Here is a 24558-nt window from a genome sequence, read left to right on the forward strand (position 1 = left end):
CGCCCTCCACCGCCCCGCCGTCCCGATACCGCCCGGATACGGGCGCGAAGTAGCTCCTCCCTGCTTCCGGCCCCTTTGTCGCACCCCCCGCATACACTGACTGCTCCGAGTCTGAACAGGGGGCGGGATGAACACCGGTGTCAGCAGGCTGACCCTCGATCTGACAGGTGCGTCGGACACCGATGCGGACGAACTCCAGTCACTCGGTGAGCAGTTGCGCCGCGCGCTGCTGGAACTCGACGTCGAGGACGTGCAGTTGGCCCGACAGGGCGCCGCCGCTCCCGAGGGCGCCAAACCCGGCGAGGTCATCGCGGTGGGAGCGCTCGTCGTCACCACCGTCCCGCTGCTCGTCCGTCAGGTGCTCCAGCTGGTCGACACCTGGCTGCGCCACCGCCCGCTCCGCAGTGTCACGGTGGAAATCGACGGGGACACCATCGAGTTGGGGAATGCCTCCGCCGAAGACCAGCGGCGTCTGATCGACGCGTTCGTCAGCACGAGGTCCCCGCAGGCCGGAACCCCGCAGGCCGGAACCCCGCAGTCCGGGGAGTGAGCCGGTGCCGGGTTTCCCCGCCGGCCGCAGGGATGCACTGCTGATCGCCACCGGCATGTACGAGAGCCCGGCCCTGAAACCGCTGCGCTCGCCCCGCCAGGACTGCGAGGGCCTGGCCGCGGTCCTCCGTGATCCGGGCATCGGAGGCTTCCAGGTCCAGCAGCTCGTGGACGCCAAGTCGTACGAGGTCAAGCGGGCGCTGGAGCAGTTCTTCCGCAACCGCGGGCGCGAGGATCTGCTGCTGCTCCATCTGTCGTGCCACGGCATCAAGGACGACGAGGGCCATCTGTACTTCGCCACGCAGGACACCGACAAGGACTTACCGGCTTCCACCGCCGTGCCGGCCGCCTTCCTGCACGATCAGATGGCACGCTGCCGCGCCCGCACCATCGTCGTGCTGCTGGACTGCTGCTACAGCGGCGCGTTCCTCCCCGGCGCGAAGGGCGACGACTACGTGCAGGTGAAGGAGGAGCTGGCCGGCCACGGCCGCGCCATCCTCACCGCGACCAACCGTACCGAATATGCCTGGGAGGGCGACCATCTGGAGGCCTCGGCGCCGCAGCCCTCCCGCTTCACCGGTGCCCTGATCGAGGGCCTGCGCAGCGGCGACGCGGACACCGATCACGACGGCCGGATCACGGTCACCGAGCTGTACGACTACGTCTACGAATATCTGCACCACAGCGGCGCGCGGCAGCGTCCCCGGATGTGGGCCGACCTGGAGTACCGGGTCACCCTCGCCAGAACCGCCGCCGGCCGGCCCGCCGCGGATCCGCCAGCCGCGGACACGCCCGCCGCGAGCCGGCCCGCCGCGGCCGGGGCCCCGTCGGCCGCGGCGAGCGAGACCACGTCCTGGACCTCCCCTCCCGCAGAAGGAGAGCAGACTCCGCCCCCGGCTCCAGGCCTCTTCACCCGGCTGAAGGACGCGTTCAACGGCGTCGACGGCGACGTCCCGTCCCCTCCGCCGCACAGACAGCTCGCCCGTCGCGGCCAGGACGCCTTGCTCAGGGTGGAGTTCCCGCTGACCGAGACGGCGCTGGGCACGCTCAGGGACATCCAGGTCGATACCGCGGTGGTCTGCGACCGGTGCCAGGGAGCAGGTGCCGGCGCCGGTACACCGGTCCATCCGTGCGGCCGTTGCAACGGCATCGGGACATCCGGCCCGGAGCCGGGGCGTGACACCTCCGTCCCCTGTCGTGCCTGTCACGGGAGCGGAGTGCGCATACCGTTCCCGTGCCACGCCTGCACGGGCGACGGGCGGGTGCGCGTCACCCGGACCCTCACCCTCAAGGTCCCGGGAGGCGTCGACCACGGCACTCGCATCCAGCTCGCCGGCGAAGGCGAGGTGGGACCAGGAGGCGGCCCGCCCGGGGACCTGTACATCGAGGTCGTCGAACTCCCGCATCCGGAGCTCGAACGCCGGGGCGACGACCTGCACCTCACCCGGCGCATCCCGAGATCGCTCGCGCGCGGCGGCGGTACGGTCGCGGTGACCACGCTCGACGGCTCGAAGTCCGTCCGTATCCCCGCGGGCCTGCGCTCCGGGCAGACCCTGCGGCTGGTCGGGCACGGCGCGATGCACCTGCGGGGCGGCGGCCGCGGAGATCTGCTGCTCCATCTCGACGTGGACAAGGACGACGGACGGGCCGGCCCCGGCCGTTGAGGGAGGTCCCGGCCGAAGGGAGAGCAGGCGGGCGTCAGATGTATCCCGGATAGCCGTCACACTCGTCGACCGGTTCGATGAGCTCGCCGCGGCCGAGCTGCGGCGCCTGGTACGCGGTGGCGACCAGCAGGTGGTGCTGATCGCCCGGATCTGCGCGAGCCGGAGCCGATGACTCTCGTAGAGTACGGAGTACGGGCCATACTCTGGCGTCACCAGGCCACCTCGCGAGGGCTGTTGAGGGTGGTGCGGAGCGTGGCGCGCGGTGCGGGCCACCTGCCGCCGGACCTGATCAGCAGGCCGCTCACGCAGGTGGGGCAGCCCCGGCGGTCCGCGGTGACCTCCGCCTCCGTCGCGGTGGCGCCGACGATCGGCAGGGCGCCGCGCGAGGTCGATGTGCCGCGGTTCATCGCCGAGGGGCTGGATACCCGGCAGATATCGGAGAAGCTCGCCTGCTCCGAACGGGCCGTCAAGAACGTATTGCATGCCCTGATGACGCGGCTGCACCTGCGCAACCGCGCGCACCCCGTCGCCTACGCACTACGAGAGGGATACATCTGATGAGCTCCGAGGCAGATGCGGCAGCAGGAAAGAAAGCGGACGTCGGGTCCCCGCTCGTCTGGGCGGGGGAGCGGGCATGATCCATGAGGTCGATGAGGCATTGCGGCGTGTACTGCGGGCAGGGGCGCTGCCCGATGGTGCGGGGGATGTCGCGTTCGAGGCACCGAACCGCGACTGGGCGGCGCGGCGCAATACCCCGACGCTCAACGCCTATCTCTACGACATTCGCGAGAACGTGGCCCGCCGCGAGCGCGGGGCGATCGCGGAGCGGGACGCGACCGGCAAAGTGGTGCGCAGACGTCAGCCGCCGCGCTGGTTCCGGCTGTCCTACCTGGTCACGGCGTGGACCAGTCGCCCGGAGGACGAGCACCGGCTGCTGTCGGCCGCGCTGGGCTGTCTGCTCGCGCACGAGATCCTGCCGCCGTCCGCGCTGACGGACGCGCTCCGGGCGCTGGAGGCGAACATCCCGCTCACGGTCGCGGTGCCACCTCCCGAGTCCCGCTCGATCGCCGACATCTGGTCCGCGCTCGGCGGCGAACTCAAGCCGTCCCTGGACGTGGTGATCACCGTGCCCTTCCCGGTCACGCCCTCGTACGAGGTGGCACCCCCGGTCACGGAGGGCGCGGCGGTGGTCGTCCGGGGCATGGACGGCTCGCCGGACGACTCCCGTCTCCGCATGCTCCGGTCGGCTCCGGACGCCGCGCCGCACGGGACGGACCCCCGTGAGGGGGAGCGGTGAGCGGCACGACGGTGAGTGACGGTGCGGTGGTGGGTGACGGTGCGGCGGTGAGGGGTGGTGCCGTGGTGAGTGAGGGCGCGGCGGTGAGTGATGGTGCGGCGGTGCCCGAGGTCGCGAGTGGTGCGGTGCTCGGGCGGTTGGCGGCGCTGCGGGAGCGGGTGGCCGGACTCGTCGAGCGGCGCAGCGCCGTCGATCCCACGGCCTCGGACCCGCTGCGCGGGCTGTATGTGACCCCGGAGACGGCCCGACGGCTGGCCGCGCAGCCTCCCGCGGTCGGTACGGGTGAGGCGCAGGAGGACGAGGCGCGTGCGGGCGAGGCGGAGTGGGGGGCAGCGGATCGATCCGGGGCGCTCGCGCGGCGGTTCGGGCTCTCCGCCTTGGACCTGGGGATCCTCCTGGCCGCCCTCGCGCCCGATGTGGACCGGGGCTTCGAGCCGCTCTACGGCTACCTCAACGACGATGTGGGGCGCCGCCGCGCCACCGTCGCCCTGTCACTGGAGCTCGCGGGTACCGGCCCGTACGAGCCCTCGGCGCGCGCCCGTTTCCATCCCGCCGCGCCGCTGCTGTCCGGTGGGCTGCTCGTCGTCGAGGACCAGGACCGGCCGCTGCCCGGCCGCGCGCTGCGGGTACCGGAGCGGGTGGTGGCCCATCTGCTGGGGGACGACGGTCTCGATCCCGAACTATGGGGTGGCGGCGTGGAGTTGCTGCCGCCCGGGGAGGGGGACGGGGAGCTCACGGACGGCGCCGGCGACGCGCGGGCGTTCTTCGGGCGGCTGGCCGTCCTCGCGGGTGAGCGGCCCCTCGCCGTGCATCTGCGGGAGCGTCGGCCCGGTACTGCCGCCGGGCCGGTGACCGACGTGCTGCGGGGCGCCGGCCTGCCCGTGCTGCGGTACCGGCCGGACGGAAGTCAGGGCGATGGTGCGGGGCCGACGGCCGCGCTGGTGCGTGAGGCGCGGCTGCGGCGGGCGGCGGTCGTTGTGGGGCCACTGCCGGAGCGGCCCGGAGCGCTCGTACGGGCGCTGGCGGGCCGGGGGGTGCCGGTGGTGTTCTGCGGGGGCGAGTCGTACGACCCCGAGTGGGCCCCCGACGCGGGGCTGCTCGCGCTGGACGCGCCGGACGGCGGAGCGGCGGCGGCCGAGGTATGGCGCGCTGAACTCGGTGCCGTGGACGATGACGTCGATCTCGGCGCGGCCGTGGCGCCGTACCGGCTGGGCGCCGGGCAGATCCGCCGGGCGGCCCGCGCGGCCACCGCCCTCGCCGCGTTCGACGGGACGCCGCTGACCGCGGCCCACGTCCAGCGCAGCGCGCGCCAGCAGTCCGCCCCGCTGCTGGACCGGCACGCCCGGCGCGTCCGCCCGGCCGTCGGCTTCGACGGGCTGGTCCTGCCGCCCGAACCGCTGGCTCTGCTGCACGAACTGGCGCAGCGTGCCCGGCACCGGGACAAGGTGCTCGGCGAGTGGCGGCTGCGTACCGGCGGCGGGCGCGGCAGGGGCGTGGTGGCGCTGTTCGCGGGGGAGTCCGGCACCGGCAAGACGCTCTCCGCCGAGGTCGTGGCCGGTGAACTGGGCCTGGACCTGTATGTGGTGGAGCTGTCCGCGGTGGTGGACAAGTACGTGGGAGAGACGGAGAAGAACCTGGAGCGGATCTTCTCCGAGGCGGACCGCACGGACGCCTTGTTGCTCTTCGACGAGGCCGATGCCGTCTTCGGCAAGCGCTCGGAGGTCAAGAGCTCACACGACCGCTACGCGAACCTGGAGAGCGCGTACTTGCTCCAGCGGCTGGAGGCGTTCGACGGGATCGCCGTTCTCACCACCAACCTGCGGGCCAATATCGACGATGCGTTCACCCGGCGGCTGGATCTGGTCGTCGACTTCCCGTTCCCGGACGCCGAGCAGCGGATCGCGCTGTGGCGTTCCTGTCTGACGGCCACGCCCTGTGCGGACAACCTCGGACTGGAGGTCTGCGCGAAGGAGTTCGAGCTGTCCGGCGGGGCGATCCGGTCGGCCGCGGTGACCGCCGGATATCTCGCCGCGGGCCGTGGCGAGCCGGTGTCGGCCGAGGACGTACGGGCCGGAGCGCGGCGCGAGTACCGCAAGATGGGGCGGCTGGTGCCGGACGCGTCGCCCTTGTGGGACTGAGCCACGGAGGGGAGCCGTCGGGGGACGGTGCCGCCGGGGCGGTACGGCCGGGGCGGTACGGCCGGGGCGGCGCCGTCGACGGACGGAGCGGCCGGGGCCGGTACCGCCGTAGGCCGGTGTCACTGCGGCCGGTGACGCCGGGGCCGGTACCGCCGAGGCCGGACGGGAGAGTGCCCGTCCGGCCTCGGTGGCACCGACCGGTGTCGCACGCCCCGCCCGGGGCTCACGGCCCGTCGGAGAACTTCCAGTCCTGCCGCTCATTGGGCCCGTCGGTGCACCCCCAGGTGATGGCACCCTTGTCGTTCTGCATATCGGTGAGGCACTCGTTGCTGGCCGTGTTGACGATGCGGCTGCGGCCGTCGGCCGCCTCGACCAGCCGCCACTTCTGGTTCGGGGGCAGTTTGCCCGACTCCAGGTTCTCCGGGGACACGCCCTCGATCTGGACCTCGTTGGTGCCGACCTTCACGTCGACGACGCTGCCCGGGGCGCTGGCCGCCTCTAGGGCGACCGTGTTGTTCTCCGGGTAGTGATGGACGATCCACCACTGGTTGCGGCCGAACTCGTCGGCCGTCCACTTGGGGTTCTGGCCCACCTGTGTGCCGTTCTCCTGGCCGCCCTGGTTGACCTGGAGGTACCAGCCGCCGTTGGCGGCGGCACGGATGGTCTGTTCCTTCGGGCCCTCGTCCTGCCCCTCGTCGCCGCCCGCGGGCGCTTCCTCCTCCGGCTCCGCAGACTGCTCCGGGGCCGCGGGCTCGGGCGGCTTCTCGGACGGTGCCGGGGGCGCCGGCTTCTTGGGGGGCTCGATCGGGCGTCCGACCGGGCCGGGCTTCGCCTTCGCGCTGGTGGCCACCGTGGGCTGGGCCTTGAACCACAGCGCCGCGAACGCCAGCGCCGCCACCAGGAGCAGCGAGCACAGCACCATGACCCAGCGGGGCAGCACGGACAGCTGAAGGTAGGTGCCGCGCAGTTCGGTCGGCTCCGGCACGCCGGCGCGCAGTGCGGAGACGGCGAAGGGGTGCTTGTTGGTGCCGCCGAACCAACTGACCGCACCGGGACGGATACGGAGCTGGGCGAAGGCGGCGCGTCCCGGGGCGACCTGTACCGAGCTCGGCTCGGCCTCGACGGTGAGGGCGTCCCCGTTCTCCCGGCCGGAGAGCGAGACCGTCAGCGGCTGGTTGCCGAGGTTGTCGACGGCGACCGCCGCTTTGGCGCGCCATCGGCCCTGCACCGTCAACGGGACGAGTTCACAACGGAGTTCCGTGAACGGCCCGACCGTGACCTGCCCCTCGACCACATCGCGGATCTCGGGGTGCTCGGCCGGCTCGACGCGGATGCCGAAGGGCGTCGGCCCGGCCACGGCGTCCGATGTCCGCGGGGGCGCAAAGGTGACCTGCGCGGTGCCCTCGGCCCCGGGATACAGCCGCAGCACATCCGGCTCCACCCGAGTCCATCCCGCGGCGTCGCCGGCCGGCCGCAGCCGGTACTCCTCGACGGTGTCGCCCGTATTGCGGATGCGTAGCCGTACGCTCGCGACGGCACCCGGGTCGACGGTGATCGCAGCTGGTTCCAGTGAAGTCCACATACTCACCCGGGCAGTCAACCTGTCCGGCAGGCGCGGGTCAGTGTCCGCGAGGGCAGAGCGGGGGGCAGAGCTGGGTGTACTGATGGCCGGAGCGGGGGAGCGGCGACGGTCCGGCCGGTGCTTCCGTAGCAGCTGGGCAAGGTACCGGTCCGCTCCCGCCCGGCGCGCTGCCCGGCATTCGCCGGCCGTGCGGCGCCTTGTCCCCCACCGTCCTCCACCGCGGCCCGGCATCGCCTCGGCCGCGTCGCGCCTCCGCCTCCGGACGCGGCCCGGCCGAATCCCGGCCGAACTCCGGCCGAATACCGGCCACGCGGCGGGTGGTGTCCCCTTGCGGCCCTCGTGACCGAACGGGCAGCGCGCGCTGCCCCCGGCGGAGCCCGTTCGTCTCTACAGCCGGTCCGGCCCGTCCGCCAGGATCGAAAGCGTAGGAACGGCAGCAGTGACCACGACAGCAGCGACCAGCAAGTAACCGGCAAGTAACCAGCACTGATCAGCGCTGATGCAGAACAGACCAGCACCGACCAGCACCGACCAGTGCTGGTCCTGGCAGTGAGCGGGACGGGGGAATTCATGCGGGCACATGACCGGCGGCCGGAATCCGGGCGCGACCGCGCGGGGACGGCGCCTGCCGCGCGTACGACGGTCCCGACCGCTCCCGAGGTGGCCCGCAGGCAGGCCGTGACCGGGGAAGCAGGGCACCTCACCCCGGAGGCGGCCGCCGTGCTCCAACGGGCCGTGGGCAACGCGGCGTTCGCGGCCGCCCTGGCCGCCGACGAGCAGCACCGGCACGGCGCCGGCTGCGGTCACACCAACCCGCCCGCCGTCCAGCGCTCGCCCGTCGAAGGCGTACTGCGCACGCCCGGCCGTGCGCTCGACGACTCCGTACGGGCCGACATGGAGTCACGGCTCGGCGCCGACTTCTCCGATGTGCGCGTCCATACGGATGCCGCGGCCCATGAATCGGCCGAATCGGTCAACGCCCATGCGTACACGTCCGGTGCGCACATCGTCTTCCAGCGGGGACGGTACGACGGCTCCTCGGCGGCCGGCCGCCATATGCTCGCCCATGAGCTGACCCATGTCATCCAGCAGCGCACCGGGCCGGTGGCGGGGACGGACCGGGGCGACGGAACCAGGGTCTCCGACCCCTCCGACCGGTTCGAGCGGGAGGCGGAGGCGAATGCCTCGCGGGTGATGAGCGGGACCGCGCCCGTGCAGCGCAGCACGGAGCCCGGGCCGGGGCCGTCGAAGGCCGCCGGGTCCGCGGAATCCGCATCCCCAGTGGCCGGGCACGGTGCATACGTGCAAAGGGTGGAGGCGGCGGCGTCCCTCGCCGGGCAGCTGGCCGAGCCGTGCGCCGACATGGCCATCCAGCAGCGGATCGAGGCGTACGACGCGCTGACCGATCAGCGGCCGCAGCAACGGCTCGCATTGCTCGGCGAGATCGCCGAATTGCTGCACAAGCACAGCGACCGCGAGCAGCTGAAGCACATAGAGGGTGCCGTCGAGGGCGAGATGCACCGGCAGTCCGCGCGGCTGGCCCGGCTGAGGCGCTACACCGCCGACGAGGACGGTCCGTACGAGCTGATGACCGACGAGGGGCTCCTGTGGGACGCCCCCGACTTCGAGCACCGGACCAGTGCACTGGGCCGGACGGGACAGAGCTACTTCGCCGAACTCTCCAGCCGCAACCTGAGGTCCATGCAGTCGGAGAACAGGGACAGAGGGCAGAAGAAGAACCTCTTCTCGAAGGAGAAGAGCGAGCCCGCGTGGATGGAGCCGGTACGGCAAAAGCTGCGGCAGGCCCTGATGGGTGCCGAATTGCATCACTACACGCCGGCCTCACGCGCTCGCGCCATGCTCACGGACGGCGGTCTGCGGGCGAAGACACAGCTGGAACTGGACACTCCGGGCTTTGAGCACAACACGTCGTCCTATGACGAGGCGGGGCTTGCCAATACCGGATTTGTCTTCTTCTTCATCGAATCACCGGGGGCGGTGCGTGGCACCCGCTTCGCCAAGGGCAGCGACGGCGCCGACGCCCCCGCGTGTGTACACCTCCCCCTCCAGCAGTCGGGTCTGCTCAGCAGTGGCTGGGTGATGCTCTCCGACTTCGCCCAGCGCGAATACCCCCAGATCTGGTCGACCAAGGAGAACCGGGCCGACACCGACTCGAGTCTTCCGACGCGCGATCTCAAAGAGCCGGCCAAATACACCGAGCCGGTCCGCAAGTTCGAGCTGGGCGTCGGCGGCATCGAGGTGGAGGACATCATGGCCATGGCCGGCCGCCCGGAGGCCGAACGCGAGGCGGCCAGCATCGTCACACCACAGGTCCGGGGCGACGGGGAGAGCGAGCAGAAGTACTACGACGGGGGCGGGAAGGCCGTTGCGTACAAGGAGCGGCTCTTCCAGAACGTCCTGCACGGCCACGACATCGTCCCCGGCCTGACCGAACGCGCCGTGATGGAGATCGCGCGCTTCGAGCAGACCAATCCGAAGCTGGCGGACAGCTTGCGGGGCATGAGCGGCGAGGCTCTGATGAATTACCTCCTCAAGCACCTGCTGCGGCCGCAGGCCATGATGCCGAATTCGGTGCAGATCACCGAGGAGAACATCGCGTACAACGTCTCCAACTGATCGCGCGCCCCGCCCCTTTGAACTCACCGATCTTGCCCGACCCTCCTCCACCACACGCCTACTAGGAGAAAAGCACCATGCCGAATTACCTGTCCCCCGGCGTATACGTCGAGGAGGTCGCCAGCGGATCCCGGCCCATCGAGGGGGTGGGAACCTCCGTTGCGGCATTTGTCGGTCTGGCGCCCACCGGTCCGCTGAACGAGCCGACACTGGTGACGAACTGGTCCCAGTACGTGGCGGCCTTCGGCGAGTTCACGGACGGGTATTACCTGGCGCATTCCGTGTACGGATTCTTCAACAACGGCGGGACGGCGGCGTACGTCGTGCGCGTCGGCGGCGCCACGGACGGCCCGCAGTCCTCCGCCGCCACGGAAGCGACGCCCAGGGCGCTGACCGCCGGGGAGCCGGTGGCGCTGGGCACCTTCAAGGTCGCGGCGATCGCGGCCGGTTCCACCGCCGGCGGCGCGCTCACCGTCGAGGTGCAGGACGCCGAGGGTGAGGGCGGCGCCGACCGGTTCAAGCTGGTCGTCAAGGACGGCGACAAGGTCGTCGAGAGCTTCGACGTCAGCGCGAAGAAGAGCGCCCGGAACTATGTCGTCGCACAGGTGAAGCAGCGGTCCAAGACGGTTGTTCTCGAAGAAGCGGTCTCGGCGGGGCAGTTGGCGAAGCCGGAGGCCCAGAGCGTCACGCTGGCCCCGCCCGCCCCGGCACCCGCCGCCCCCGCCGCGCAGGGCGCCGTCGAGCGGCTGGACTCCGGCCAGTTCATCGGTGACTCCGCCGACCGCACCGGATTCGGCGGCCTGGAGGCGCTCGACGAGGTCAACATGGTCGCCGTACCGGACCTGATGGCCGCCTACCAGCAGGGCTTCATCGACGAGGAGCAGGTCAAGGCCGTCCAGCTCGGGCTCGTCGCGCACTGCGAGCTGATGGGCGACCGGATGGCCGTCCTCGACCCGCCGCCCTCGCTGAACGCCCGTGACATCCGTAAGTGGCGCCAGGAGGTCGCCGGCTACGACTCCCGGTACGCCGCCCTCTACTACCCGTGGATCAAGGTCTTCGACCCGACTTCCGGCCAGTCGCGCATCGTGCCGCCGTCCGGCCACATGGCCGGCATCTGGGCCCGTAACGACTCCGAGCGGGGTGTCCACAAGGCGCCGGCCAACGAAATCGTCCGTGGGGCGATCGATCTGGAATTGCAGATCACCCGCGGTGAGCAGGACCTGCTCAACCCGGTCGGCGTGAACTGCATTCGGGCGTTCCCCGGACGCGGAATCCGGGTGTGGGGCGCGCGGACCCTGGCTTCCGATCCGGCGTGGCGGTACCTGAATGTCCGGCGCTACTTCAACTACCTGGAGGAGTCGATCCTCATCGGGACGCAGTGGGTGGTGTTCGAGCCGAACGACGAGGCGCTGTGGGCCCGTATCCGGCGCAACATCTCGGCGTTCCTGGTCAATGAGTGGCGCTCGGGAGCATTGTTCGGACAGCGTCCCGACGACGCGTTCTATGTGAAATGCGACGCGGAGACCAACCCCGTCGAGTCCGTCGACCTGGGCAGGGTCGTCTGCGAGATCGGCATCGCGCCGGTCAAGCCCGCCGAGTTCGTGGTCTTCCGGTTGGCGCAGTTCTCCGGGGGCGGCGGAGAGCTGGAGGAGTAGGAGAGGGGATGGCCCGTCGGCTTCCGCAGTCGGGCCCCCTCCCCCCCCTCAACCCCTCTTCCTCGCCTTTCCCTTGCCTCTCCCGTACTGACATTCTCTTACCGCAACAGGAGTGAACTCGCGTGTCTCTTCAGCCCGGTGATGCCCTCACCTCACACAATTTCGGCTTGCAGATCGACGGGGTGATGGTCGAATATCTGCAAGAGGTCAGCGGTCTGACCATGGAGCAGGACGTCATCGAATACCAGCAGGTCTCGGCGGACGGAAAGCCCGTCGTGAAGAAGATGCCCGGCACGAAGAAGGCCGGCGAATGCACGGTGACCCGTGGTATGACGCAGAGCGGCGCGTTCAGTGAATGGATCAACAAGTCCATTGCGGGCGATATGGGTTCGGCCCGTAAGAACGCCACGATCATGATGATGGACTACCAGAACAACCCGGTGAAGCGCTACAACATGCGCAATGCCTGGTGCAGCAAGGTGGAGACCAGCGGGGTCAAGGCGGGCGACGCGGCCGCGCTGACCGAGCAGGTCACCATCGTCTTCGAAGAGCTGGTCATCGAATAATGCGGCGCGCAGGTCCGGGGACACCGGCGGCTCCCACGGCGAACATGGCGAATGCGGCGGGTGCGGCGAGCATGTCTGATACGGCGGGTGCGTCTCAGGCGGCTGTTCGCGAACCGCTGCGGACGGAGTTCGAGTTCGAGCTGCCGCGCGGATTCGTGGACGAGTCCGGAACCGTTCATCGCAATGGCGCGATGCGTCTGGCGACGGCACGCGACGAGTTGATTCCGCTGCGGGATGTGCGTGTCCGCGAGAACCCGGCATACCTGTCGGTCGTGCTGCTCGGCCGGGTCATCACCCGGCTCGGCACGCTCGGGTCCGTGCACGACGGCACGGTGGAAAACATGTTCGCTTCCGACCTGGCCTTTCTTCAGGACTTCTACCGGCAGATCAACGCCGAGGGACACACCCGCGCCGCCGTGGCCTGCCCGCACTGCGAGGAGTCCTTCGAGGTGGAGCTGGCCGGGAGCCGCCTGGGGGAATCGTGACGTACGCGGCTGATCGGATCGAGGAGGAAGTCGCCTATCTCGCCTACCACTTCCACTGGGGGCTGGACGACATTCTCGACCTCGAACACGCCGACCGGCGCGCGTACGTATCGCAGAGCGCGGCCCTGGTCGAGCGGGCCGAAGGGAAGCAGTGACGGGGATGGCCTTGTTCAGGTGGCTACGGGGGCCGCGGGGCGCGCGGGGCGCGGAGCGTACGCACGAGCCTGCGGGCGGGACGGCGGTGGACGCTGCGGCCGGGAGTGACGGAAGCCGGGGTAGTGGCGGAAGCCAGGGGAGTGGCGGAAGCCTGGGGAGTGGCGGGGGCGGTGGCTGGTCCGCCGTGCCTCCCGTCCAGAGGGTCCTGGGGGCGCCCCGCACCGTCTCGGAGGCCGGCTTCGCCGCGTCGCTGAGCGCGCATCGCGATCCGTCCTTCGGAGGTGAACTGGGGCATGACGTACGTGCCTCGGCACCCGGCGGGATGCTGCGCGGAGTCCTCACCCCGCTTCCGGCAACCGGCGCGGGGACGCCTTCTCGCCTCGACCTGCCGGTTCTGCGACTGCCGGTCGTGGGGCGGAGCGGTGAGGAGGACGGGGCCGAGGTCGGGGCCCAGGCCGGAGTGTTCGGCGGGGCCGGCGGGGGCGGTGCGTTCCCCAGGGCCGGTGAAGGGCCGTCGGCCGGTCCGGTTCCGGTACGGCCTGCGAACGTGCAGCGTGCCTCGTCTGCCTCGTCTGCCTCGTCTGCCTCGTCTGCCTCGTCTGGTTCATCTGGTTCATCTGGCTCGGCTGCATCGGCTGCATCGGCTGCATCGGCTGCATCGGCTGCATCGACTGGCTCGTCTGGTGCATCGGCCTTGTCTGTGCCGTCCGTGTCGGAGGCAAGGTCGCGGGAGCCGCTACGCCCTGCGCTGATGTCGGCGCCACGGGTGGCCGGCCCGCCGGTGCGTCGGGTGACGGCGGTGGGCGGGGCCCAGGTCGCCGCGTCGGGGCCGGGGTCCCCGGCGCCGGTCGCCGCGGAGGTGGCGCCGGTTGCCGCAGAACCGGCGCCCCTGGCCGATGCTCGGCCCACAGCTGTCCCGGGCCCGGTCCCCCCTCCGGGACCCGGGACACCCGCCGCGAGATCAGGGAGGGCGGGGGCGACTCCGGCCCCCGCCGCCGTGCGCCCTGACACCCCCCAGCGGCCAGTACAGCGACGGGCGGCCGTGCGCCGGGTGCGGCGGGCCGCCCCGGAATCGGGAGGTGCTCCCGCGGCCGTCCCCGACGCGAGTGGCCCTCGCCGCGACCCCGATCCGGCAACCGCGTCGCCGAACAAGCCAGGCGATGGGGGCACGCCGGAGCAGGCGCCGACGCCGACGCCGGCGTCTGCGCCTGTGCCGGTGGTCGAGTCCGCGTCGGCGTCTACATCTGCGTCGGCCTCTGCGTCTGTGCCTCCGTCGGCATCCGAGCCTGTAGCCGGGTCCAGGCCGGTGTCGGCGTCCGCGCCTGCGCCCGCATCTCGGCCTGCGTCTGCGTCTGCGGCCGCATCTCGGCCTGCGTCTGGGGCGGCGCCCGGGCCCGCGGCCGCGTCCGGGCCTGCGTCAGCATCTGTGCCCACGGCCGCGCCCGCGTCCACGGCGGCCGCCCCGTCCACCTCCGTGTCCACGTCCACGTCCACCTCCGCGTCCACGTCCACGTCCGCATCCACGTCCACGTCCGTCCCCGCCGCCGGGCCGGGCGGGCACGGGTCCGGGGCCGAGCAGCCTCCGACGGGCCGCTCCGTGCAGCGTTCAGCGGCAACACGCAAGCCGACACTGGGACTTGGGGCTCCGCTGCCGTCGTCCGGCCAGCCCGTCGAGCCGGGCAGGCTGCCCGTCCCCGGCGATCCGGAAGCCGCCACGCGGAGCGAGGTACGGCCGCGGGCGACACCTCAGGGGAACGTCCCTGCCCCCGTATCCCCCGCATCCCCCGCGTCCCCCGTCCCGGGCGATCACTCCGTCGGTGGTCCAATGCGCGCCGCGTCGTCGGAAGGCCGTCCGGTGGCGCAGCGGTCGGCGAGCGCCGAGGTGCCCCCGGGCCGGATGCGCAGTGCCGAAGGGAACACCCCGCCGACCCCGCCCACAGGCCGCCGGCGCCCTCTGATCGGCGCACCGTTCGTACCCAATGAGCCACCGGGAGGAGCGACTGCGCCGACGCCCGTCCACCGCGCGCGTGCGTCGTCGGCCACGCCGCCGGCCGCGGTGCCCCCGCTCCCGTCTGCTGTCTCCGAGGCGGGTCGGAAGCCTGTCCAGCGTGCAAGCGCACCGTCGACCACGCCGCTGCCTGACGCGGTGCTCCCTCCCGCTGTCTCCGAGGCGGGGCCGTCGGCTGCCCCACGGGCGAGCGCACCGTCGGCCACGTCGCCGGGTGGCGCGGCGCTCCCGTCGCCTGCGTCCGAGGGGGGCCCGACCGTCTCCGAAGTGGGACCGATGGCCTCCGAGGTGGGGCCGACGCCTGTCCAGCGCGCGAGCGTTTCGCCGCTCAGGCAGCCGCGCGACGCCGCCCTTCCGTCCGCTCGCTCCGATACCGCCCCCGCACCGGAGGGGCCGGCATCGGCCACCCCCGTCCGGGCCGCCGTACAACGCGTCACTACACGCACCGCACCACCACCCGCAGACGTGACAGCACCACCCGCACACGTGACGGCGGACGTGCCTTCGCCGCAGGTGTCGGCCGGCATCGAAACGTCCCGTACTCCCGTACCGACGAGTGGGGCGACGAACAGCATCAGTGCCGCGTCTGCCGCGTCCGGCCCACAGCCGTTGCTGCGCAAGCCGGTTGAGGCCGACCGGTCCGAACCGGGCCTGTTGCGGAGTGTGCGGCGTGCCCCTCTCGCGACGGCTCGGGCGCTGGCCGTCCGGGAGTCCGCCCACGGGAGCAGCAAAGACGTCGGACACGGCGGAACACCGGGGCCGGCGGTCGGGGCTCGTCGGGCCACGTCCGCTGTGCCACTCCGTGCGCGGAACGCCGGCGCGCCTGTGCGGCCAGGGGATCCGGCGCAGCAGCCATTGGCTCCCCGGTCACTCACTCATACACAAACGGTCCAGAGGGCCTCCGCTGCTTCCCCTGCCTCCGCTCCCTCCGCCACCTCTACTACCTCATGGCCCTCGGCTTCGGCTCCGGCCCCTGCCTCGCCCCCGGTCGTGCTGCCTGCCCCCGTGTCTGCCCGGGCTCTTGCACCTGCCTCGGCTCTTGCGCCTGCCTCGGCTCGTGCGTCTGCCTCGGCTCCGGCGTCCGCCTCGACTCCGGCCAGGACCCCCGCCGCGGCCCTGTCCCAGGCGCCTGCCTCGGCCCCCGCCGTACAACGGCACACCCTCACGCCATCCACGCCGTCCAAGGCAACCACGCCACCGGCGCCGCCGGTCGCGCCCTTGACCGTGCCCACCTCCCCGCCCCCAGTCACGACCACCCGCACGCCCCGACCCGTGCAACGCATCGTGCAACGCACCGCCCACCCCACGACAAGCGCCCCCACAATCACGTCGGCGAACACCTCGCCAGGATTCCTTCCAGGCCCCTCGGTGAAAACCGCACCGCGCTCGTCCACGAGCACCACGGCGAACGCCGCTGCGAGCGTTTCCAGAGGCACCACGGCGAGCGCTTCGCCAAGCTTCCCCGCAGTCACCACGGCGAACACCCCGGCAAGCACCTCCGTACCCATCCCCGCCCCCGCCCCCGTCCAGCGCACACCTTCCACCCCACACCGGCCCCCCGCCTCCACCACACCCCCCTCAACCCCCACCCGAGGCCCAGCCCCAACACCAACCCCAAGTCCAGCCCCAGCCCCAGCCGCACAATCCACCCCCGCCGAGCTCGACGAGCTCGCCCGGCGCCTCGTGGCGCCGCTCTCGCGGTTGCTGCGGGCAGAGTTGCGCAGCGACCGGGAGCGAATCGGCCGACTGCGGGACCGAGGCCGCTGAGCAGGCGAGCCGACCGCCGCCACCACGGAACAGCCACCCCAGCCCACCCACCTCACGCACTCCACCTCACCCACCCACCCAAGAAAGCCACCCCATGCCCGCGCCCAAGGACCCCGGATCCACCGTCTTCTTCAAGCTGTCCATCGACGGGCAGGACCTCGGCCTGTTCAACGGCTGTGACGGGCTGGCCTCCGAGGTGGAGGTGGAGCAGCGGCAGGAGGGCGGCAACAACGGATTCGTCTGGCAGTTGCCCACCCGCGTCACGTACTCCACGATCCGTCTCACCCGCCCCCTCACCCCCGACACCTCCCGCGTGGCGGCCTGGATCTCCTCCATCGCCACCGGTATCCGCAGGCCCACCGCCCAGATCGCCGCCCTGCGCGCGGACGGCTCGATCGTCGCGCAGTGGGGGCTGGTCGAGGTGCTGCCCGTGCGATGGCAGGGGCCGAGTCTGGACCCGGCCAGCCCGGGTGTGGCGACCGAGACGCTGGAGATCGCCCACCACGGATTCACCGACGCGGGAGGTGCCTGAGGTGGCCGCGCCGACCGGCGGGAAGGCGGGCGCGAGTCTCGTACGGGCCGCGCTCGCGATCCATCAGCCCCCCACCGACCTCGGCGGCTCCATCGGCGGACGCATCGGTGAGGTGGAGTTCCAGTTCAACCCGACCCAGTTGCAGCTCGGCCGGGAGGCGGAGTGGCACACCCAGGCCGCGGTCGCCTACACCCGCGGCGCGCCGCCGAAGTTCACCGGCACCCGGCCCGCCACGCTCCAGCTGGAGGTGTTCCTGGACGCCTCCGGCACCCCGAACGCCGGGAAGGTGCAGAAGCAGGTGGAACTCCTGCTCTCCTGCTGCGAGGTGACACCCCAGAGCGTCAACTCCAAGCGCCCTTCGCCGCCTTGGGTCCGCTTCTCCTGGGGGGCGTTCAACACCGTGCAGTTCGTCGCGTATGTGACGAGCGTCAGCGCCACCTACACCCTGTTCAACCCCACCGGGGAGCCGATCCGCGCCACCTGCGCCCTGTCCCTCACCGAGGTGGCCATGCCCACCAAGGGGCAGAACCCCACCTCCGGCGCGCTCTCCGCCCGCCGTATCCACCGCACGGTCGCGGGCGACTCGCTCGCCTCGCTGGCCTGGCGGGAGTACGGGGACGCGACCCGCTGGCGGCTGATCGCGGAGGCGAACGAGATCGACGACCCGATGCGGCTGCGGCCGGGCACCGAACTGCTGCTGCCCGCCGCCGACGAAGGCCCGCCCGACGGGGCGCCCGACGGCCCTCCAGTGCCCAGCCCTTCCGGTCACCCCACGATCCCCGAGGCCCACCGATGAGCGAGAAGACCTACACCAGCGTCCTGCACGTCGAGATCGGCGGCACGGTGCTGCCCGACAAGATCGCCGCCCTCCTCACCGAGGGCTGGGTCGACGCCAGCGTCAACGTCCCCTCCGCCTTCCAGCTCACCTTCGCCGACCGCGGCTCCGACATCCTCCAGACCTTCCCGAAGATGAAGATCGGCGCGAAGGCGGTGTTGTCGCCCTTCACCGACGGGCAGCGCGGCACCCCCATGCTGACCGGCGAGATCACCGCTCTCGAAGTGGACGCGGACGCGGGCGGCAAGTCCCTGGTCGTCCGGGGCTACGACCCGGGGCACCGGCTGCTGCGCAACCGCCGGGTCGCGGGCTACCCCAATATGACCGCGAGCGACATCGTGCGCCGCCTCGCCGGCCGCAACAAGCTCTCCCTCGGCAAGGTGGAGGCCACCCGCACCGTCTACGAGCTGGCCACCCAGCCCAACATCACCGACTGGGACTTCCTGCTGCGCCTGGCCCAGGAGAACGACGTCCATCTCTCCTTCGACCCGCAGGGCAAGCTGCGGTTCGGCAAGCTCGACCCCGCCTCCTCCGCGCCCGCGGACACCACACCGGCCGCGCAGAGCCCGTACGTCCTGGAGTTCGGCCACAACGCGCTGCACAGCAGGATCGCGGTCACCGCCGCCGGGCAGGTGGCCAAGGCGGGCGCGCGCGGCTGGAACATGCGCGCCAAGCGCGCCCTGTCCGCCGAGTCCCCGGCCACGGCGAGCAAGGACATCGTCGCCGATATCGCGCCCGGAGCCCTCAGCAAGCCCTTCGGTGCCTCCGAACTGACCGCCACCGACACTCCGTTCACCACCCAGGCCCAGGTCACCCATGCCGCCCGCGCGCTCGCCGACGACGTGGCGGGCTCCTTCGCGGAGCTGGAGGTGGCGGTCACCGGCAATCCGCAGCTGACACCGGGCCGGCCGGTCGCGCTCAAGGGCGCCGGCTTCCCCTTCGAAGGGAAGTACACCGCGACCGGTGTACGCCATGTCTTCGAGTCCGGACGGCAGTTCACCACCTGGCTGACCGTCTCGGGACGGCAGTTCCGGTCGCTGTACGGGCTCGCGTCCGGCGGCGCGGAGGCGGCGCCGCCCATGCCGGGCGTGGCCATGGCGCTGGTCAGCAACGCCAAGGACCCGCTGAAGCTGGGCCGGGTCAGGCTGCGCTTCCCCTGGCTGTCGGACACCTACGAGAGCGACTGGTGCCGGGTCGCGCAGCTGGGCGGCGTACGGGGCGGCGGACTGATCCTGCCGGAGGTCGGCGACGAGGTGCTGTGCGCCTTCGACCGGGGCTCCCTGGAGCATCCGTACGTGCTCGCCGGGCTCTACAACGGTATCGACAAGCCGACCCCGCAGACGGACGGCCTGCCCGCTGTCGACCCGACCAGCGGCCGGGTCAACTGGCGCTCCCTCGCCTCGCGCAGCGGCCACACCGTCGAACTCGTCGACGCCAAGTCCCGGATGAAGAGCGGTATCCGGCTACAGACCGGCAACGGCAAGCTCACCGTCCACATGGACGAGACACGCACCCAGGTCACCATCCGCAGCGACGGTTCCGTCTCCATCACCGGGACCCGGAACGTGAGCATCAAGGCGGGCGGCAACCTGTCGCTGATCGCGGGCGGCTCGCTGACGATGAGTGCCGGCGGGGCGGTCGACATCAAGGCGGGCGCGAAGTTCGGCGTCGTGGCGGGCGCCGTGGCGGACATCAACGCGACCGGCGCCATCAGCCTCAAGTCGGCCGGTGCGGTGGCCGTCAACTCGGTCGGCGCGGTCTCCGTCTCCGCGGTCGGCGCGGTGGCCGTCAACGCGGGCGCCGCGGCAGCCATCAACTCGCCGGCCACGGTCACGCTGAACGCACCGGCCGTCCTGCGCAACGGCATTCCCTTCTAGGGGCCTGAGGAAGGTGAGGGACATGCATCTCAAGGGGGGCACCGGACATGAGTGAACAGTTCGTCGGCGCGGGCTGGACCTTCCCGCTGCGTACCGACCCGGGCGGCGGTATCGCGCTGGCCCGCCGCGAGCGGGAGATCGAGGAGTCGATCCGGCTGGTGCTGGCCACCGCGCCCGGAGAACGGCCGATGCGGCCCGAATTCGGGTGCGCTGTCCACGACATGGTCTTCGCACCGGTCAACGAGGCGACGGCCGGCCGTATCCGCTACGAGGTGCGGTCCTCGCTCGACCGCTGGGAGCCGCGCATCGACGTCCAGGACGTCGAGGTGAGCCCGGCGCCGGACGAGCCGTCCGTGCTGTTCATCGATGTGCGCTACAGCGTGCGCGGCACCAACAACCCGCGCAGCCTCGTCTTCCCCTTCTACGTGATCCCGTCCACGGAATCGCCGTCCACCGAAAGCGAAGCCTGATGGCCCTGCCCGCACCCCACCTCGACGACCGCCGCTTCCAGCAGTTCGTCGACGACGCCAAGCGCTATATCCAGCAGCGCTGCCCCGAGTGGACCGACCACAACGTCTCGGACCCGGGCGTGACCCTCATCGAGGCCGTCGCGCACATGGCCGACCAGATCGTCTACCGCCTCAACCGGGTGCCGGAGAAGAACCATCTGGCCTTCCTCGACCTGCTCGGTGTCACCCTCTTCCCGCCCTCCGCGGCCCGCGCCGACGTCACCTTCTGGCTCTCCGCCCCGCAGCCCGAGGCCGTGGTGCTGGCGGCCGGGACGGAGGTGGCCACCGGCCGTACCGAGACCGAGGAGGCGGTGTCCTTCGCCACCGAGGACGATCTGACCGTCATGCCCTGCGAACTGGCCGCCGTGCTGCGGCAGGAGGCCGGGTCCACGCCCGAGGACTGCGGTCAGGACGTCCTCGGCGGCCGCGATGTGGCCGTCTTCGCGGCCGCCCCGCAGCCGGGCGACACCCTGCTGTTCGGGCTGTCGGCGGCGGTGCCGCGATGCGCGGCCGTACTGCGGCTGGACAGCCGGGTGGACGGGGTCGGCGTCGACCCGCGGCAGCCGCCGCTGTGCTGGGAGGCATGGACCGCCGACGGGTGGACGGAGTGCGAGGTGGCGGAGGACTCCACCGGCGGCCTCAACCGGCCCGGTGAGGTCGTGCTGCACGTCCCCGCCGGGCACCTCGTCTCGCGCGTCGGCCGGATCGACTCCGCCTGGCTGCGCTGCCGGGTCGTCGAGGCCGCACCCGGCCAGCCCTTCTACAGCGCTTCGCCGACGGTACGGTCCGCGTCCGCGTTCACCATCGGGGGCACGACCAGGGTCGCGCACGCCGACGTGGTGCGGGACGAGCCGCTCGGCGAGTCCACGGGCGTGCCCGGCCAGCGGCTGCGCCTGGCGCACGCACCCGTCGTCGCGGACCGTCCGCCGCTGAGGCTGGAGATCTCCGACGGGGACGGCTGGCAGGAGTGGCAGGTCGTCCCCGACTTCGCCGCCTCGGGCGCGCACGACCGGCACCTCACCCTCAACGCGGCCACCGGCGAGATCGCCTTCGGCCCCTCGGTGCGCCAGCCCAACGGCGAGGTGAGCCAGTTCGGGGCCGTACCGCCCAAGGGTGCGGCCATACGGGCCGCGCACTACCGCACCGGCGGCGGGCGGTCCGGAAACGTGGCGCGCGGCGCGATCCAGGTGCTGCGCAGCTCCATCCCGTATGTGGCGCGGGTGGAGAACAGGGAGGCGGCGCGCGGCGGGGTCGACGGCGAGACGGTGCAGGAGGCCAAGGTGCGGGCGCCGATCGCGCTGCGTGCCCAGGAACGGGCCGTGACCGCCCGCGACTACGAGGAGCTGGCGCGGCGGGCGGCCCCCGAGGCGGCCCGTATCGCCTGCCTCGCGGTCGATCCCGCGGAGCCCGCCCCGGGCGCGTCCGCCGGTGCCGGCGGAACGGGCCAGGGCGGCGCGGCGGGCCGGACCGGTGAGAACGCCGTCCGCGTCCTGGTCGTCCCCCAGGCGGTCCCCGACCCCGGCGGCCGCCTCCGCTTCGAGCAGCTGGTGCCCGGCAAGGAACTCCTCGGCCGGATCACGGGGTTCCTGGACGAGCGCCGCCCCCTGGGCACCCGCCTCGCGGTGGGCCCGCCCTTCTACCAGGGCGTCACGGTCGTCGCGACGCTGCACTCCTTCCGGGCCGCGCGGGCCGAGCGCGTACGGGCCGAGGCTCTGGACGCGCTGTACGCCTACCTCGACCCGCTGACCGGCGGCGCGCACGGGGAGGGCTGGCCGTTCGGCCGCCCGCTGCGCTCCGGTGAGATCTTCGCCGCCCTCCAGCGCGTACCCGGCGTGGAACTGGTCGACGAGGTCCTGCTGCACCCCGCCGACCCGCTCACCGGCCGCCGCGGCGACGCCACCGACCGCATCGAACTCGCGCCGTCCGCCGTGCTGTTCCCGTTCGACCACCGCGTCCGTGTGATCGAGGCACGATGAGGGGCACACCCACGGGGATGCTGTCCCCGCACCCCCTGGGCGCGGCGCTCCCCGCCGTCTACGCCGACGACGACTTCGCCCAGCGCTTCGTCGAGGGCCTCGATGTCGTCCTCGCCCCGCTCTTCCACGTACTGGACTGCCTGGAGAGCTACTTCACGCCCGCTCTCGCGCCGGAGGACTTCGTCGACTGGCTGACGACCTGGGTCGGCACCGAACTCGACGGCACGGAAGCGCTGTCCACCCGCCGCCGCGCGGTGGCCACGGCCGTCTCGCTGCACCGGGTCCGCGGCACCCGTCTCGGCCTGTCCGAGGCGGTCCATCTGGCCTTCGGCACCCGCCCGGAGATCACCGAGAGCGGCGGCGCGACCTGGTCCGCACGCCCCCTCGGCCCGTTCCCCGGCTTCCCACACCCCGGCCTACGGGTGACCTTGCGGGTCCACGACCCCGCCGCCACCGACCCGCACCGTCTGCACGCCGTCGTAGCGGCGGCCCGCCCCGCGCACCTCCCCTTCACGGTCGAGGTGACCACACCACGCCCCCCTGACGCCCACCCCGGTCCTACGCCCGGACCCACCCCCGGACCCACCCCCGGACCCACCCCCGGACCCATGCCTCAAGCCACCTCCGAAGGAACCTGACCCATGGCCACCGACATCACCACCTGCCCGGACTGCGGCGCCCCGGCTCCCCAGACGGGCCAGTCCTTCTGCGACTCCTGCGGCGCTTTCCTGCGCTGGGACCGGCCGGCGGCATCGACCTCCTCACCACCCGCGACGCCCTCGCCGTCGGTGCCACAGCCCGCGCCCCCGCCGCCCACGTCGGCGCCCGACACGGCGCGTACACACCCTGCGGCCGGCAGCCAGGCCCCGGCGAGCGGACCGCACGGCACTCCCCACCGCCCCGGCAACCGGCACGACGCCGTACACCCCGAAACGGCCCCGCCTCGAACAAGCCCCCCTGCCCCTCCTGCCGCGGGCGCCACCGACGCGGCCGCCGTCCCGCCCCAGGACAGCAACGAGCACCCGACCACCCCGCTCCCCACAACCTCCTCCTCTTCCCCCTCTTCCCCCTCCTCCGACGGGACAGCGCCCCCGCCCCGGCCCACCCCAAACAGCCCGGACCACCCACAGAGCCCACCGAGCCCACAGAGCCCACAAAGCCCGGCCCACTCCCCCCACGGCCAGGCCGCCCCGACGCGCCCCCCGTCCGGCGAGCGGAACATCTCCGAAACCGGCATCCGCGCCCTCCTGGTCCCCGTGCCGGATGCCTCGCCCACGGCGCCCCCGGAGGCACCCGGCAGCGTCCTGCCCGGCCGGCCCGATCCGGCCCGGCCCCGGGTCCGCACCCCGCAGGCCGCCCCCGAGCCCGAGGACGGAACACCCTGCCCGACCTGCGCCACCCCCAACGCGCCACGCCGCCACTTTTGCTACAGCTGTGCCACCCCCCTCACCGACACCGCCCGCACGGAGGCCGAAGGGCCCTACGCCGGACAGCGCCCGCGGCTGCACCGCGACCGCACCCGGTGGATCGCCCGTGCCGTGGTGGCAGCCGTGATCGCCGCTGTCGTGGTCGGGGGCATCATCGGCGGGCCGCCGGCCGCACGAGCCGTCCAGGACCACTTCGCCAAGCGCGTCCAGGTACCCGCCGCCACCTGGAAGGCCTCACACTCCGGGCCCGAGCAGGGCCCGAAGCTCGCCTTCGACGGCTACTCCAACACCTGGTGGGGAACGGGCTATTCGGGCGCCTCCGACGGCCAGTACCTGGAGGCCGGCTTCGGCCAGCCCACCGACCTCCTGAACATGGTGATCACGCCCGGTGCCTCCGCACGCACCCCCCAGGCCGCCGACCCGGCCCGCCCGCACGAGTTCGACCTGCTCGTGACCGACTCCGCGGGCAAGCGGCACCTCTTGCGCTACCGGCTCAACGACGGCGGCCCGCAGAAGGTCGACGTCCGCGTACGCAACGCCCTGACCGTACGCCTGGTGCTGCACTCCGCCTACGGCACCACAGACGCCAAACAAGTAGCCATCGCCGAACTGGAATTCTTCGGCCGCTCAACGGGATAAGCGCCCCAGAGAAGCACCATGGCCGCCGCCGCACCCTCTCCCGACCGCGTCTTCGCAAGTCAGGAGGGAGTGCGGCGGTTTTCCTCCACGGCGCCCCTCAGATATCCCGGAAGAGACCGGGCGGCCCTGTAACCTGCTGCGAAGGGTGGCTGTGGGGCGCTGACCTGCGGTGATGGCCTTTCGGCTGTTTCACAGTAATGCCCGTTGATGCGGCCGGAAGTCCCAGAGAAGTCCCAGAGGGCTCCCACGGGGTCGGCTC

General features: G+C 72.2%; 20 protein-coding genes. 17 read left to right on the top strand and 3 right to left on the bottom strand.

The genetic code is table 11. The features are described 5' to 3' along the window. The first annotated feature begins 127 nt into the window (after positions 1–127). The 5 genes from M8I34_RS03600 to M8I34_RS03620 all read left to right on the top strand — a co-directional run bounded on the left by M8I34_RS03600 (position 128) and on the right by M8I34_RS03620 (position 5648). The gene (locus M8I34_RS03600) at positions 128–550 is read left to right on the top strand and encodes a hypothetical protein (RefSeq protein WP_250047837.1); all 423 of its coding nucleotides are present in this window, start codon (positions 128–130) and stop codon (positions 548–550) included. Between the two features lie 4 nt (positions 551–554). After that, the gene (locus M8I34_RS03605; protein WP_250047838.1) at positions 555–2213 is read left to right on the top strand and encodes a DnaJ C-terminal domain-containing protein; all 1659 of its coding nucleotides are present in this window, start codon (positions 555–557) and stop codon (positions 2211–2213) included. A 168-nt stretch (positions 2214–2381) separates the two neighbouring features. Next, positions 2382–2771 (top strand): response regulator transcription factor, encoded by a 390-nt coding sequence (locus tag M8I34_RS03610; RefSeq protein WP_250047839.1) that lies wholly within the window; start codon positions 2382–2384, stop codon positions 2769–2771. Between the two features lie 76 nt (positions 2772–2847). Beyond that, a complete protein-coding gene (locus M8I34_RS03615) occupies positions 2848–3510 on the top strand; it encodes a DUF4255 domain-containing protein (protein WP_250047840.1) in 663 nt (220 codons plus the stop codon). 65 nt (positions 3511–3575) lie between these two features. After that, a complete protein-coding gene (locus tag M8I34_RS03620; protein WP_374210850.1) occupies positions 3576–5648 on the top strand; it encodes an ATP-binding protein in 2073 nt (690 codons plus the stop codon). A gap of 223 nt (positions 5649–5871) precedes the next feature. On the opposite strand, the gene M8I34_RS03625 is transcribed toward M8I34_RS03620, so the two are convergent. Then, positions 5872–7230: an RICIN domain-containing protein gene (locus tag M8I34_RS03625; protein WP_374210851.1), complete on the bottom strand. Its 1359-nt coding sequence runs from the start codon at positions 7228–7230 to the stop codon at positions 5872–5874. A 570-nt stretch (positions 7231–7800) separates the two neighbouring features. Here M8I34_RS03625 and M8I34_RS03630 point away from each other — a divergent pair. The 5 genes from M8I34_RS03630 to M8I34_RS03650 all read left to right on the top strand — a co-directional run bounded on the left by M8I34_RS03630 (position 7801) and on the right by M8I34_RS03650 (position 12728). Beyond that, positions 7801–9867 (top strand): DUF4157 domain-containing protein, encoded by a 2067-nt coding sequence (locus M8I34_RS03630; RefSeq protein WP_250047842.1) that lies wholly within the window; start codon positions 7801–7803, stop codon positions 9865–9867. Positions 9868–9944: 77 nt separating this feature from the next. Continuing rightward, positions 9945–11522, top strand: coding sequence for a phage tail sheath subtilisin-like domain-containing protein (locus M8I34_RS03635; RefSeq protein ID WP_250047843.1), 1578 nt, complete (start codon positions 9945–9947; stop codon positions 11520–11522). A 122-nt stretch (positions 11523–11644) separates the two neighbouring features. Next, positions 11645–12088 (top strand): phage tail protein, encoded by a 444-nt coding sequence (locus M8I34_RS03640; protein WP_018087540.1) that lies wholly within the window; start codon positions 11645–11647, stop codon positions 12086–12088. Then, positions 12088–12573, top strand: coding sequence for a hypothetical protein (locus tag M8I34_RS03645; RefSeq protein ID WP_250047844.1), 486 nt, complete (start codon positions 12088–12090; stop codon positions 12571–12573). Before M8I34_RS03640 ends, M8I34_RS03645 begins: the two co-directional genes overlap by 1 nt. Continuing rightward, positions 12570–12728 (top strand): DUF6760 family protein, encoded by a 159-nt coding sequence (locus M8I34_RS03650; protein ID WP_199812817.1) that lies wholly within the window; start codon positions 12570–12572, stop codon positions 12726–12728. The genes M8I34_RS03645 and M8I34_RS03650 overlap by 4 nt, the downstream gene beginning before the upstream one ends. Positions 12729–15612: 2884 nt before the next feature. Here M8I34_RS03650 and M8I34_RS03655 read toward each other — a convergent pair. After that, positions 15613–16245, bottom strand: a complete 633-nt coding sequence (locus M8I34_RS03655; protein WP_250047845.1) for a hypothetical protein — start codon at positions 16243–16245, stop codon at positions 15613–15615. A gap of 353 nt (positions 16246–16598) precedes the next feature. Between M8I34_RS03655 and M8I34_RS03660 the strand changes: the two genes are divergently transcribed. Genes M8I34_RS03660 through M8I34_RS03685 form a run of 6 tightly spaced genes read left to right on the top strand, consistent with a single transcriptional unit; the run spans position 16599 to position 22871 of the window. Further along, positions 16599–17036, top strand: coding sequence for a phage tail protein (locus M8I34_RS03660; RefSeq protein WP_030991913.1), 438 nt, complete (start codon positions 16599–16601; stop codon positions 17034–17036). A gap of 1 nt (position 17037) precedes the next feature. Next, positions 17038–17832, top strand: coding sequence for a LysM peptidoglycan-binding domain-containing protein (locus M8I34_RS03665; RefSeq protein WP_250047846.1), 795 nt, complete (start codon positions 17038–17040; stop codon positions 17830–17832). Further along, positions 17829–19748, top strand: a complete 1920-nt coding sequence (locus tag M8I34_RS03670; RefSeq protein ID WP_250047847.1) for a VgrG-related protein — start codon at positions 17829–17831, stop codon at positions 19746–19748. Before M8I34_RS03665 ends, M8I34_RS03670 begins: the two co-directional genes overlap by 4 nt. A 47-nt stretch (positions 19749–19795) precedes the next feature. Then, positions 19796–20218: a GPW/gp25 family protein gene (locus tag M8I34_RS03675; RefSeq protein WP_250047848.1), complete on the top strand. Its 423-nt coding sequence runs from the start codon at positions 19796–19798 to the stop codon at positions 20216–20218. Beyond that, positions 20218–22233, top strand: coding sequence for a putative baseplate assembly protein (locus M8I34_RS03680; protein ID WP_250047849.1), 2016 nt, complete (start codon positions 20218–20220; stop codon positions 22231–22233). Before M8I34_RS03675 ends, M8I34_RS03680 begins: the two co-directional genes overlap by 1 nt. After that, positions 22230–22871: a phage tail protein gene (locus tag M8I34_RS03685; RefSeq protein WP_250047850.1), complete on the top strand. Its 642-nt coding sequence runs from the start codon at positions 22230–22232 to the stop codon at positions 22869–22871. Before M8I34_RS03680 ends, M8I34_RS03685 begins: the two co-directional genes overlap by 4 nt. Here the strand turns inward: M8I34_RS03685 and M8I34_RS03690 are convergent. Further along, positions 22847–23065 carry a hypothetical protein gene (locus tag M8I34_RS03690; RefSeq protein ID WP_250047851.1) on the bottom strand — a complete coding sequence of 73 codons (219 nt, stop codon included), beginning with the start codon at positions 23063–23065 and terminating at the stop codon, positions 22847–22849. The two genes, M8I34_RS03685 and M8I34_RS03690, sit on opposite strands and share 25 nt — an antisense overlap. A gap of 424 nt (positions 23066–23489) precedes the next feature. Between M8I34_RS03690 and M8I34_RS03700 the strand changes: the two genes are divergently transcribed. Then, entirely contained in the window at positions 23490–24299 is an 810-nt protein-coding gene (locus M8I34_RS03700) for a hypothetical protein (RefSeq protein WP_250047852.1), read from the top strand. Positions 24300–24558: the final 259 nt, after the last annotated feature.

The organism is Streptomyces sp. MCA2 (assembly GCF_023544705.1).
Taxonomy (GTDB): domain Bacteria; phylum Actinomycetota; class Actinomycetes; order Streptomycetales; family Streptomycetaceae; genus Streptomyces; species Streptomyces decoyicus.